The organism is Microbacterium sp. NPDC055599, from assembly GCF_053618975.1.
In genome coordinates this window covers 168,516-180,898 of record NZ_JBSHIM010000001.1, presented here as the reverse complement: position 1 = coordinate 180,898, position 12,383 = coordinate 168,516, and the positions used below count along the sequence as shown (strand labels likewise).

Annotated in this window: 13 protein-coding genes; 9 read left to right on the top strand and 4 right to left on the bottom strand. The window is 71.4% G+C overall.

Translation table 11 applies throughout. The features are described from left to right. Positions 1–96 precede the first annotated feature (96 nt). The 5 genes from ACWGQ1_RS00875 (at position 97) to ACWGQ1_RS00855 (ending at position 4,285) form a co-directional block, all read left to right on the top strand. On the top strand, positions 97–1,050 hold the full coding sequence (locus tag ACWGQ1_RS00875) for a WYL domain-containing protein (RefSeq protein WP_452312175.1): 954 nt from the start codon (positions 97–99) through the stop codon (positions 1,048–1,050). Positions 1,051–1,173: 123 nt separating this feature from the next. Next, positions 1,174–1,416 (top strand): ribbon-helix-helix protein, CopG family, encoded by a 243-nt coding sequence (locus ACWGQ1_RS00870; protein WP_452312174.1) that lies wholly within the window; start codon positions 1,174–1,176, stop codon positions 1,414–1,416. Then, positions 1,413–1,736, top strand: a complete 324-nt coding sequence (locus tag ACWGQ1_RS00865; protein ID WP_452312173.1) for a type II toxin-antitoxin system RelE/ParE family toxin — start codon at positions 1,413–1,415, stop codon at positions 1,734–1,736. Before ACWGQ1_RS00870 ends, ACWGQ1_RS00865 begins: the two co-directional genes overlap by 4 nt. Positions 1,737–1,817: 81 nt before the next feature. Continuing rightward, the gene (gene purL, locus ACWGQ1_RS00860; RefSeq protein ID WP_452312172.1) at positions 1,818–4,148 is read left to right on the top strand and encodes a phosphoribosylformylglycinamidine synthase subunit PurL; all 2,331 of its coding nucleotides are present in this window, start codon (positions 1,818–1,820) and stop codon (positions 4,146–4,148) included. Further along, complete coding sequence (locus tag ACWGQ1_RS00855; protein ID WP_168387183.1) at positions 4,145–4,285, top strand: hypothetical protein; 141 nt, start codon at positions 4,145–4,147, stop codon at positions 4,283–4,285. Before purL ends, ACWGQ1_RS00855 begins: the two co-directional genes overlap by 4 nt. A gap of 57 nt (positions 4,286–4,342) precedes the next feature. Here the strand turns inward: ACWGQ1_RS00855 and ACWGQ1_RS00850 are convergent, their stop codons facing one another. Beyond that, positions 4,343–4,912 (bottom strand): TetR/AcrR family transcriptional regulator, encoded by a 570-nt coding sequence (locus tag ACWGQ1_RS00850; protein WP_136044764.1) that lies wholly within the window; start codon positions 4,910–4,912, stop codon positions 4,343–4,345. Positions 4,913–4,980: 68 nt separating this feature from the next. Here ACWGQ1_RS00850 and ACWGQ1_RS00845 point away from each other — a divergent pair, with 68 nt between their 5' ends. The 3 genes from ACWGQ1_RS00845 to ACWGQ1_RS00835 are packed head-to-tail and all read left to right on the top strand — an operon-like array spanning position 4,981 to position 8,405. Continuing rightward, a complete protein-coding gene (locus ACWGQ1_RS00845; protein WP_452312171.1) occupies positions 4,981–7,533 on the top strand; it encodes an MMPL family transporter in 2,553 nt (850 codons plus the stop codon). Positions 7,534–7,584: 51 nt separating this feature from the next. Next, positions 7,585–7,935: a TraR/DksA C4-type zinc finger protein gene (locus ACWGQ1_RS00840; protein WP_452312170.1), complete on the top strand. Its 351-nt coding sequence runs from the start codon at positions 7,585–7,587 to the stop codon at positions 7,933–7,935. Between the two features lie 32 nt (positions 7,936–7,967). Then, a complete protein-coding gene (locus ACWGQ1_RS00835) occupies positions 7,968–8,405 on the top strand; it encodes a VOC family protein (RefSeq protein WP_206252034.1) in 438 nt (145 codons plus the stop codon). Between the two features lie 93 nt (positions 8,406–8,498). Here ACWGQ1_RS00835 and ACWGQ1_RS00830 read toward each other — a convergent pair whose 3' ends face one another. Beyond that, the gene (locus ACWGQ1_RS00830; RefSeq protein WP_452312169.1) at positions 8,499–9,347 is read right to left on the bottom strand and encodes a Gfo/Idh/MocA family oxidoreductase; all 849 of its coding nucleotides are present in this window, start codon (positions 9,345–9,347) and stop codon (positions 8,499–8,501) included. Positions 9,348–9,527: 180 nt separating this feature from the next. On the opposite strand from ACWGQ1_RS00830, the gene ACWGQ1_RS00825 reads away from it, so the two are divergent. Further along, positions 9,528–10,379: a hypothetical protein gene (locus ACWGQ1_RS00825; protein ID WP_452312168.1), complete on the top strand. Its 852-nt coding sequence runs from the start codon at positions 9,528–9,530 to the stop codon at positions 10,377–10,379. A gap of 87 nt (positions 10,380–10,466) precedes the next feature. Here ACWGQ1_RS00825 and ACWGQ1_RS00820 read toward each other — a convergent pair whose 3' ends face one another. Both ACWGQ1_RS00820 and ACWGQ1_RS00815 read right to left on the bottom strand, forming a co-directional pair. After that, positions 10,467–11,324, bottom strand: coding sequence for a fumarylacetoacetate hydrolase family protein (locus ACWGQ1_RS00820; protein WP_452312167.1), 858 nt, complete (start codon positions 11,322–11,324; stop codon positions 10,467–10,469). A 14-nt stretch (positions 11,325–11,338) separates the two neighbouring features. Further along, complete coding sequence (locus tag ACWGQ1_RS00815; RefSeq protein ID WP_452312166.1) at positions 11,339–12,313, bottom strand: NAD(P)-dependent oxidoreductase; 975 nt, start codon at positions 12,311–12,313, stop codon at positions 11,339–11,341. Positions 12,314–12,383: the final 70 nt, after the last annotated feature.

The following is a 12,383-nucleotide window of genomic DNA, read 5'->3' as shown; positions in this document are numbered from 1 at the left end:
TCCTGGTTCTGCGGGCTGCCGTTCAGCGCCGCCGTGAGTCCACGATCACAGGGGTAGCGGTCGGGTTCTGTCCTCTCCCTCCCGCACAATGAAGTCATGACCGGAAGCTCCTCCCGCATGCTCGCGCTGCTGTCGCTGCTGCAGGCGACGCGCGACTGGCCGGGCCAGGAACTCGCCGACCGCCTCGGCGTCACACCCCGCACCGTCCGCCGCGACGTCGACCGGCTGCGCAACCTCGGCTACCGCATCGGGTCGAGCAAGGGCCCGTATGGCGGCTACCGCCTCGAAGCCGGGTCCGAGCTGCCGCCGCTGCTGTTCGACGACGACCAGGCGGTCGCGATCGCGGTGGCACTGCAGGGCGCGAGCGCGAGCGGCGTCGATGTGACCGAGGCGGCAGAGCGCGCCCTCGCGACGGTGCGGCAGGTGATGCCCTCGCGGCTCCGGCACCGGATCGACGGCATCCGCTTCACCGGCGCGGCGGCCGAGGTGCGGGTGGACCCGGGGGTGCTGGAGGCGGCGAGCGCGGCGGTGCGCGACCGGCGGGTGCTGCGCTTCGACTACGGCGCGGCGGCGGACCGCCCCCCTCGGCGCACGGAACCCCATGCCGTCGTGGCGCGCGAGGGCCGGTGGTACCTGATGGCGTGGGACCTGGAGGCGGCGGACTGGCGCACCTACCGGCTCGACCGGATGCGACCGCGGGTGCCGAGCGGGCCGTCGTTCACGCCGCGACCGCTTCCCGCGGAGGATGCCGCGACCCACCTGGCGGCGCGGGCGAAGGGCTCAACCACGGAGGACCGCTGGCCGTGCGTCGGCGAGGTCGTGATCGAGCTTCCGGCGCGGGAGGTGGTGCCGTGGGTGGGCGACGGCGAGGTCGAGGAGCGGCCGGACGGGCGCTGCCGCGTGACAGTGGGTTCGTGGTCGTGGGTGGGCGTGCTCGCCGCGGTCGCCCGGTTCGATGCGCCCTTCACGGTGGTCGGACCGGAACCCCTGCGCGAGGCGGCGGAGACGCTCGCGGCCCGGTTCGCCACGGCCGCGGACCCGCCCTCCTGATCCAGGCGTTCTCGCGAGTTCTCCCCCTTCTCTGTCGGTGCCCCGTGGCAGGACGGAATCGCCGTCGATCATGAGCTTCCCTGGTGTCATGACAAACTTTGCCATCGGCACTAGCGTGGGGGTATGGCCACGATGAACATCTCTCTTCCGGACGCACTGAAGGACTTCGTCGAGACGCAGGTGGCCGCGCGCGGATACAGCAACAGCAGTGAATTCATGCGTGAACTGATCCGCCATGAGCAGGCCCGCGAGCAGTTGCGATCCCTGGTCGTCGACGGGATGACATCCGGACCGGGCTCCGAGGTGGACCACGCATACTTCGATCGCCTTCGAGCCCGCGTCCACACAGACGCCGCCGACGCGTGATCGCGGGGCGGGTTGTCACCACCAGGCGGGCCGATGAGGACATCGACGACGCAGTCACGTACTACCTCGGCGAAGCAGGGCCTCTCGTCGCGACCGCGTTCATCGACGACCTCGAGCAGACGATGAGCCGGCTGGCTGCGCATCGCGCGCTCGGATCGACGCGCTTCGAGCTGGTGACCGAGATTCCCGACATTCGCGTCTTCCCTCTTCGAAGCCATCCTTATCTCGTCGTGTACACGGACGATCCGGATTCCGTGCGAGTCCATCGCGTGCTCCACACGAAGAGAGACATCGCTTCCGTCCTCACCGCCCGCATCTGACGCCCAACCCTCGCGGGAGAGCCGCCTCACCCGCGCCGGTAGACTGAAGACGCCCCGCCGGCCCCTTCCCTTGGAGTGCGCGTGACCACCCCCTCTGCACCTTCCCCCCAGCACGTCCCCGACTCGGTCGAGAACGCGATCGCGACGCCCGAGAAGGAGCAGCCGTACGGCGCGCTCGGGCTCAAGGACGACGAGTACGCGCGCATCAAGGAGATCCTCGGCCGCCGCCCCACCTCGGGCGAGCTGGCGATGTACTCGGTGATGTGGTCGGAGCACTGCTCCTACAAGTCGAGCAAGAACTACCTGCGCCGCTTCGGCCAGAAGGTCTCCGACGAGATGAAGGAACGCCTCATGGTCGGCATGGGGCAGAACGCGGGCGTCATCGACGTCGGCGAGGGCTGGGCCGTCACCTTCAAGGCGGAGTCGCACAACCACCCGAGCTTCATCGAGCCGTTCCAGGGTGCGGCCACCGGCGTCGGCGGCATCGTGCGCGACATCATCTCGATGGGCGCCCGCCCGGTCGCGGTCATGGACGCGCTGCGCTTCGGCGCGATCGACCACCCCGACACCGCCCGCGTGGTGCACGGCGTCACGAGCGGCATCAGCTTCTACGGCAACTGCCTCGGCCTGCCGAACATCGGCGGCGAGACCGTCTTCGACTCGGTGTACCAGGCGAACCCGCTCGTGAACGCGCTCGCGGTCGGCGTGCTGCGCCACGAAGACCTCAAGCTCGCCAACGCGACCGGCGTGGGCAACAAGGTCGTGCTGTTCGGCGCCCGCACGGGTGGCGACGGCATCGGCGGGGCGAGCATCCTCGCCTCCGACTCGTTCGACTCCACCGGCCCCACCAAGCGCCCCGCGGTGCAGGTGGGCGACCCGTTCGCCGAGAAGGTGCTCATCGAGTGCTGCCTGGAGCTGTACCGCGGCGAGCTGGTCGAGGCGATCCAGGACCTCGGCGCCGCCGGCATCTCCTGCGCGACCAGCGAGCTCGCGGCCAACGGCAACAGCGGCATGCACGTCTCGCTCGACAACGTGCTGCTGCGCGACCCCACGCTCACGGCCGAGGAGATCCTCATGTCGGAGTCGCAGGAGCGCATGATGGCGATCGTCGCGCCCGAGAAGCTCGAAGCGTTCATGAAGGTCGTCGACAAGTGGGAGGTCGAGACCTCCGTGCTGGGCGAGGTCACCGGCGACGGGCGTCTCATCATCGACTGGCAGGGCGAGCGCATCGTCGACGTCGACCCGTCCACGGTCGCCGTCGACGGCCCCGTGTACGACCGCCCGGTCGCGTACCCCACCTGGATCGACGCCCTGCAGGCCGACGCCGCCGAGAACCTGCCGCGCGCCAACGACCCGGAGACGCTGCGCGAGCAGTTCCTGTCGCTCGTCGCGAGCCCGAACCTCGCCGACACCCGCTGGATCACCAACCAGTACGACTACTACGTGCTCGGCAACACCGCTCTGAGCTTCCCCGACGACGCGGGCATGATCCGGGTCGACGAGGAGTCGGGCCTCGGGTTCTCCATCGCGACCGACGCCAACGGCCGCTACTGCCAGCTCGACCCGTACGCGGGGGCGCAGCTCGCGCTCGCGGAGGCCTACCGCAACGTGGCCGTGACGGGCGCCACGCCCACCGCGATCACCGACTGCCTCAACTTCGGCTCCCCCGAGAACCCCGAGGTCATGTGGCAGTTCGGGCAGACGGTCGACGGCCTGGCCGACGGCTGCTACGAGCTGGGCACCCCCGTCACCGGCGGCAACGTCTCGTTCTACAACCAGACCGGCGACGTGCCGATCCACCCGACCCCGCTCGTCGGCGTGCTCGGCATCATCGACGACGTGTCCCGCCGCATCCCGTCGGGGTGGCAGGACGAGGGGCAGAACATCTACCTGCTCGGCACCACGCAGACCGAGCTGTCGGGCTCCGCGTGGGCCGAGGTCGTGCACCAGCACCTCGGCGGTCGCCCGCCGAAGGTCGACCTCGCGGGGGAGAAGCGCCTCGCGGGCCTGCTCGCTGCGGCCCGCGACGAGTGGCTGATCTCGTCCGCGCACGACCTGTCCGAGGGCGGTCTGGCGCAGGCGCTCGCGGAGGGCGTGATGCGCTTCGGCGTCGGCGCCCGCGTGTGGCTCACCGAGATCATGGACCGCGACGGGGTGGACGCCGCGACCGCGCTGTTCTCCGAGTCGACCGGTCGCGTGATCGTGACCGTGCCCCGCGAGGACGACGTGAAGTTCCGCGGGCTGTGCGAGGGCCGCGGCTACCCGGTGATGCGCATCGGCGTGACCGACAGCGAGCCGCAGCTCGAGGTGCAGGACGTGTTCACCGTGTCGGCCGCCGAGCTGCGCGAGCGCTCGCAGGCCACGCTGCCGTCGTACTTCGGCCCGACCGTGACGGAGCCGGTGGACGCATGAGCGACAACCTCAGCGAGGACTACGGCGACCTCGGCGAGAAGCGCAACCGGCGCATCCGCATCGTGGCGTGGACGGTCATCGTGGCGCTGATCCTCGGTGGCGGCGGCGCGACCGTGCTCACGATCCTCCTCGGCTGACCCGGGCGGCTCACTGGCGCTCGCTCACGAACCACGCCGGCGACAAGGCGACCGGCGTCAGCGGAAGAGGAAGCGGGTCAGGGCGACGACCGAGCCCGGATCGTGGGCTTCGCGGCCGAGCGCCTCGACGATGATCGCCCCGAGGATCGCGCGACCCAGTTGCTCGACCGGGGCGTCGGCGGCGAGCTGCCCATCCCGGATGCCGCCGCGCAGCCGCTCGACGAGGTACTTCTCCACGCCGAGGCTCTCGCCCAGGTGCGCGCCGACCGAGGCGTCTTCGGTGGCGGCGGCGACGAGGGAGCGCAGCAGCACCCCGCCCTGCGGCTCCTCCAGGATCGCGAGGACGCTGCGCAGCCACGTCTCGACGTCGGCGGAGAGGTCTCCCGTGTCGGGCACGACGAAGTCCACCGGGACCAGGAGCCCTTCGGCCAGGCACTCGCCGATGAGAGCCCCCCGCGATGGCCACCAGCGGTAGATGGTCTGCTTGCCGACCCCGGCCTCTTTCGCGATGCCCTCGATCGTGAGCCGGTCGTAGCCCTGGTTGTGGAAGAGCCGAGCCGTGGCGGCGAGGATCGCCTCGCGGGCCGCGGTGCTGCGCACAGGGCCGCTGCGATGCACGTTCACCATGCGTTCAGGATAGCCACAGAACCCTAGACGAGACGTGCCGTATGATCTTTTCGTCTGAAGGAGATCACGTGGCCTCACTGCTGTTCCGTCTGGGTTCTTTCGCTGCGCGCAGGGCGTGGACGGTGATCGTCTCGTGGGTCGTGATCCTCGGCATCGGCGTCGGCGCCTTCCTCACCCTCGGCGGCACGCTGAGCAACAGCTTCGACATCCCCGGCACCGCGTCGGGCGCGGTCACCGACCAGCTCGCGAAGAAGCTGCCCGACACCGCGGGCGGCACCGGCACGGTCGTGTACCGCACCGACGACGGCGAGCCCTTCACCGACGAGCAGAAGCAGGCGATCTCCGACCTCGCCGCGAGCGCGGAAGACCTCGACGGCGTCGCCTCGGTGGTCGACCCGTTCGACGCCCAGCAGCAGCAGGCCGACCAGGCGCAGCAGCTCACCGACGGGCAGGCGCAGCTCGACAGCGGACGCACGCAGCTCGACGCCGGACAGGCGCAGCTCGACGCGGGTCGCACCCAGCTCCAGGGCGGACTCGATCAGCTCACCGCGGCGCGGGCACAGGCCGAAGCCGCCGGAGCGCCCGCGGAGCAGACCGCCGCCCTCGACGCGCAGCTCGCCGCCCTCAACGCGCAGCTCGCACAGCTGGAGGCGCAGCAGGCGACGATCGACGCGAACCGCACCGAGCTCGACGCGAACGCGGAGCAGGTCGAACTCGGCTCCCGCCTGCTCGACCTGACGGACGGCATCGGCGTCGTCTCGGAAGACGGCTCCACCGCGATCGTCAACGTGTCGTTCACCGACCCGCGCCTGGAGCTGTCCGAAGAGGTCAAGCAGGCCACCATCGCGCACTTCCAGGACGAGAAGATCGACGGGGTCACGGTCGACTTCGGCACCGACATCGCGCAGGGCGTGCCCGAGATCTTCGGCGTGGGCGAGGCCATCGGGCTCGCGTTCGCCGCGGTCGTGCTCATCGTGATGCTCGGCTCGCTGATCGGCGCCGCGCTGCCCATCGTCACGGCGGTCGTGGGAGTCGGGGTCGGCGTCACCGCCTCGCTCGCCTTCTCCGGCGTTGTCGACATGGCCTCGGTCACTCCCGTGCTCGGTGTGATGCTGGGTCTCGCGGTCGGCATCGACTACTCGCTCTTCATCGTCAACAGGCACCGCAAGCAGCTGCTCGCCGGGTCGCCCGTGCGCGAGTCGATCGGGCTCGCCACCGGCACCTCGGGCACGGCGGTCGTGTTCGCCGGTACGACCGTGATCGTCGCGCTGCTCGCGCTCAACGTCACCGGAGTGCCGTTCCTCGGGCTCATGGGCACGGTCGGCGCGGTGTGCGTCGCGGTCGCGGTACTCGTGGCCATCACGCTCGCCCCCGCGATCCTCGGCCTCGTCGGCACGCGACTGCTGAGCCGCAAGGCCCGCGCGACGATCGGGCAGGAGCACGCGGCGGGCAAGCCCGTGCGCCGCATGTCGACCCTGCGCGCCGTGGTCACCGCGGTCGTCAGCATCGTCGCGCTGCTCATCATCGCGATCCCGTCGATGTCGATGCGCCTGGGGCTGCCGGACGGGTCGAGCGAACCGTCCGACTCCACCAGCTACCGCGCGTTCCAGGCGGTCGAGGAGCAGTTCGGCGAGGGCGCGAACGGTCCCCTCCTGGTGACCGCGACGCTGGACGACGCCGTGAGCGACGACGACCTGCTCGCCACCCAGGTGACGGTGGCGGAGAAGATCGCGGAGCAGGACGACGTGGCCGCCGTGGCACCCATCGCCACCTCCGACGACAACACGCTCCTCGCCTTCCAGGTGCTGCCGGAGGAGGGGCCGAACAGCGCCTCGACCGAGAAGCTCGTGCAGGACCTGCGTGCGCTGCCCGCGATCGACGGCGACATCACGCTCGGCGTCGCCGGTCAGGCCGCCATCAACATCGATATCTCCGAGGCCCTGGCGGCGGTGCTGCCGCTGTACCTCGTGGTGGTGGTCGGGCTGTCGCTGCTCATCATGATCGTGGTGTTCCGCTCGCTGCTCGTGCCGCTGATCGCGACCGGCGGCTTCGTGCTGTCGCTGTTCGCGACGTACGGCCTGATCGTCGCAGTGTTCCAGTGGGGCTGGGGTGCCGACCTGATCGGCCTGCACAGCACCGGGCCGATCCTGAGCTTCCTGCCCGTGATCCTCGTCGGCATCCTGTTCGGGCTCGCGATGGACTACCAGCTGTTCCTCGCCTCGGGCATGCGCGAGGCGTACGTGCACGGCGCCTCCGCACGAGACGCCGTCGCCCAGGGCTTCCGCGCCGGTCGCTCGGTCGTGATCGCCGCGGCGCTCATCATGGTGTCGGTGTTCGGCGGGTTCATCTTCTCCGAGTCGACCATCATCCGCTCGATCGGGTTCGGGCTCGCGTTCGGCGTGCTGCTCGACGCCTTCGTGGTGCGGATGCTGCTGATGCCCGCGCTCATGCATCTGCTCGGCCGTTCGGCGTGGTGGCTGCCGCGGTGGCTCGACCGTCTCATCCCGAACGTCGACATGGAGGGCGCGGCCCTGGAGCGCGACCACCCCGCCGTGCACACCGACTCCATCCCCGCGGTGCAGCCCCCGCGCACCCGGGCGGAGCGCCGCGCGCACGAGTGAGCCACGCGGCAGGCGCGCGCCGGTGTCGGAAGGCGCGCCTAGAGTGGGCGGATGAGTGAGGATCCGCGCGTGCTTCTGGAACGACTGCGCGCCGAGGCGGACGGGCGGGTGCGCGCGACCGCGGCCACGCTCGACGAGCTCATGCACGACCGCGAGGGCTCGAACGACGACGACGAGCACGACCCCGAGGGTGTGACGCTGTCGTCGGAGTGGTCACGGCTCACCGGGCTGGCCGAGGCTGCGGCGGTGGAGCTGCAGCAGGTGGACGACGCGCTGGCCCGTCTCGATGCGGGCACCTACGGCGTCTGCGCGAACTGCGGGAAACCCATCCCCGCCGGGCGGCTGGAGGTGCGACCGTTCGCCGAGTACTGCGTCGCGTGCGCGGAGAAGCTCGGCCGCTGACACCACGTCACGGCACGGCGTAGCATCGCGGCATGCCCATCCACCTGGAGAACGTCGGGATCGCCGTGCGCGACCTGGAAGCCACGATCGCCTTCTTCACCGACCTCGGGCTGGAGGTGGTCGGGCGCGACGAGGTGAGCGGCGAGTGGGCGTCGACCGCGGTGGGGCTCGACGGCAACCACGCGAGGATCGCCGTGCTGCAGACGCCCGACGGCCAGGGGCAGCTCGAACTGTTCGAGTATCTCCACCCCGCCGCGATCGAGACCGAACCCACACTGCCGAACGAGATCGGCATGCACCGCGTCGCCTTCTCCGTGGACGACATCGACGCGTCGCTGGCCATCGCCGCCCGGCACGGCTGCCACCCGCTGCGCGGCGTCGCCACCTACCGGGACGTGTACAAGCTGACGTATCTGCGCGGCCCGAGCGGCATCATCGTGATGCTCGCGCAAGACCTCACGAGGAGCTGAGATCGGCCGCGTGGTCACCGGTGCGGGCGTTCGATATCTGGCGCCCGAGGAGTCGCGCGGAGGAACGCCTCCCACCTCCGCGGCGCCGGAGCATCAGAGCGCGCGCGTGATCTGCTCCAGCACCGCGATGGGCTCGCGCAGCTGGGCGACCGGGACCGGGGTCTCGCCGGTGAGCAGCATCCGCACGAACGCGTCGACCCCGGGCCGTACGTAGTCGGGGCCGACCTCGATGTCGCGCTCGACCGTGCCGCCCGTACCGACCGCCGTCACGTGGAACGGCACGGCCGCGTCGCCCACGGGCCGCACGAAGTCCAGCACCACCGGCACGCCGCCGACGCGGTAGCGCGCGACGACACGGCCGTCGGCCCGCTCGACCTCCACGCCCTCCGCCGCGCCGGGCAGCAGGTGCTGGGCGACGTCGGCGTGGTGGATGCCGTAGAAGAAGAGACCGCCGTGCGGGCTGTCGGCGTCGGCCGGGCCCGAGACGGTGAGCGACTGGAGCGCGCCGACCCCGGCCACGGCGTCGGCGATCGCCGCGGTGTCGTCGAGCCAGCGGAGCGCCGAGGAGGAGGTGACGGTCGTGCCGCCACGCTCGGCCGCGGCGAGGATCGCGTCGGCGTCGTCGAGCGTCGTGGCCAGCGGCTTGTCGACCCAGACGGGAGTGCCGGCCTCGAGGAACGGCACGGCGAGCGCGCGGTGGAGCGCCCCGTCACGGCTGGTCACGATGAGCGCGTCGACCGCGCCGTTGAGCTCAGTCACCTCGGGGGCGATGCGGGTGATGGCTCCGAGCTCGGCGAGCTCCCTGGTGCGCTCCACCTCGCCCGCGACGAGGGCCGAGACCCGCACCGGGAGGTCGGCTGCCTCCTCCCCGTTGAGGTGGCGGACGATCTCGGTGGCATGACTGTTCTCGATGCCGACGATCGCGACGTTCTTCGTCTCCATGCTGTCCTCCTCCACGGCGACCGGCGGAGGACGACGATGCCGCGCCCCCGCCCGGCCGGCTCTGCGCCCACCCTAGCCGCGGTCTGCCTCGCGGCGCGGGTCCACCACCGCGGACGCTGCCGATCCGAGCCGACGGACGGCCGCCGGCGCCCGGCCCCTGCGCAGTAGGCTGAACCCATCATGGACGAGTTCATCCAGGGCTTCTGGACCTTCGCGGGGCACTACTGGTGGCTCGTCTTCCCGCTCATGGGCATGGCCGGAGGCGTGGCGAAGGCGTGGGAGCGCAGCTCGAAGCGCCGTCACGAACGCCGCCTGGAGACGCTGCGCATGAAGGCGCAGCTGAAGACCGCCGAGATCGAGGCCCGCGCCCTGGGCCGCGAGGCGCAGCGCCGCGGCCCGTCGGTGGTCGACACCACGGCCCCCGTGTCGACCGACGACCTGCTGACGCGGCTGTTCGCCGAGCACGACGAGATCACGGCCCGCTGGCTCGACTACGAGCTCGACGTGGCGAAGCTGATCGCCTTCCCCGCGATGAGCGACGGACGGCAACCGCTCACCGCCGCGTTCCTGCGCGCCAAGAAGACCGCCGACGCGCTGCGCCCCGCCTCGGCCGGCGCGACGCTGTCGGAGCACCAGATCGCGGAGTACCTGCAGGCCGTTGGCGACTACGCGGTGGCGTTCGAGATCGCCGAGAAGGATGCCCGCCGGCTGCGCGACTCCACCTTCACGGAGGCGGAGCGCAAGCGCCTCGACCGCGCGCAGCAGCTGCTGAAGGTCGCGGTCGACGAGTCGGCGACGCAGGCCGAGCGCAACGTGGCCTACAAGCGCGTGCGCGAAGAGCTCGACGGCCTGATCCTGCTGTCGGACGAGGCCGTGACGGTGCTGGAGAAGCAGGTCGCCCGCGAGCTCCCCGCCACTCCCGCCGCCCCCGCCGCGACGCCCGAGGCCCAGGCCGAGCCGGAGCCCGAGCGCATCCCGGTCGCCGACCCCCTGCACCGCACCCCGCCGCAGCCGCCGCGCGACCTCGCCTGACCTCGCACACCCCCGACGGCCTCTGGCCGCGGCACGGCGCACTCAGCGAAAGGAGCCGTGCCGCGGACACAGGCCGCCGGGGTCGCGTCAGCTCAGGTGCACGCGCTCGGTCCGCTGCCGCTGCTGCCCGAGCCCCTCGATCTCGATCGTCATCTCATCGCCGTCCTGCAGATAGGGGAAGCGTCCGGAGAGCGCGACGCCCTGCGGGGTACCGGTGTTGATCACGTCGCCCGGCTCCAGCACCAGGTAGTGACTGAGCTCGTGCACCAGTTGCAGCACCGGGAAGATCATGTCGGCCGTGGAGGAGTCCTGCCGCGGCTCGCCGTTCACGAAGGAGCGGAGGCGCAGCGCCTGCGGGTCGACCTCGTCGGCGGGCACGAGCGCGGGGCCGAGGGGGTTGAACGTCTCGGAGCACTTCCCCTTCGACCACTGCCCGCCCGAGACGTCGAGCTGGTACGCCCGCTCCGACACGTCGTTGGAGATGGTGTACCCGGCGATCACGTCGCGGGCGGCCTCGGGCGACGGGAGGTAGCGGGCGGTCCTGCCGATCACCACCGCGAGCTCCACCTCCCAGTCGACCTTCTCCGCACCGGGCGGCAGCAGCACCACGTCGTTCGGGCCGACCACGGTGTTGGGGTGCTTGAAGAAGAGCACCGGGTGCACGGGCGGCTCTGCGCCGGACTCGGCCGCGTGCGCGGCGTAGTTCTGGCCGATGCACAGGACCGCGGTCGGGCGGGCGACGGGAGCGCCGAGGCGGAGGCCGTCGACGTGGGCGACGGGCAGCTCGTCGCGGCGCAGGGCCTCGCGGGTGCGGGCGATGCCGTCGGCGGCGAGGAACGCCCCGTCGATCTCGGCCGTGAGGGGCGCGAGGTCGCGGATCACCCCGGCGTCGTCGCGGACGTAGGGGCGTTCGTGGCCGGCGGGGCCGAGGCGCAGGAGTTCCATGTCGGGCTTTCGGGTCAGCGGGCGGCGGCGAACGACGGGTTGACGATCGGCACGGACTCGCCCGCGAACGACCGGATGATGTTCTGGGCCGCGTGCACCGGCAGGTCGGCGAGGGCCTCGGGGGAGTACCAGGCGGCGTGCGGGGTGAGCAGCACCTGTTCGAGGTCGCGGAGCGGGGAGTCGGCGGCGAGCGGTTCCCCCGCGAAGACGTCGAGCGCGGCGCCGCCGAGGTGTGCGTCGCGGAGGGAGGCGGCGAGCGCGTCCTCGTCGATGAGCGGTCCGCGGCAGGTGTTCACGATCACGGCGCCCTGCTTCATGGTGGCGAGGGCGGCCGCGTCGATCAGGTGCCGGGTGGCGTCGGTGAGGGGCACGTGGAGGGTGAGGATGTCGGCGCGGGCGATGGCGTCGGGGATCTCGACGGGCTCGCAGCCCGCCTCGCGCACGGCGTCGGCGGGGGCGTACGGGTCGGCGACGAGCACACGGAAGCCGAGGCCGCGGAGTCCGCGCGCGACGAGCGAGCCGATACGGCCGAAGCCCAGCACGGACACGGTGGTGGTGGAGGGGCGCACGGCGAGCGGTCGGGCGTCCACGGCCTTCCAGGTGCCGGCGCGCACGGCGCGGTCGTAGGCGGGGAGTCCGCGGGCCTGCGTCATGATCATGGCCACGGTGTGCGCGGCGACCTCTTCGATGCAGTAGCTGGGGGTGTTGGCGACGGCGATGCCCCGGGCGGTGGCGGCGTCGACGTCGATCATGTCGTACCCGATGCCGACGCGGCTGATGAGGCGCAGGTTGGGCATCCGGTCCATGAGGTCGCCGTCGATGCGTGCCCACTGCACCACGAGTCCCTCGGCCTCGGCGGCGAGCGCGGCGATGTCGTCGGGGCTGCCGGAGGCGGCGCGATCGGCGCGCAGGCCCGCGCCGCGGAGGGTGTCTTCGATGACGGTCCCCGGGAGGTCGCAGTCGGTGACGAGGATGAACGGCGCAGTCATGGGAGCGATGCTATAGCATCTAGCAAAGCGGTGTACAGCGGCTGACAGCGATCGGTTCTTGCTATAGCGT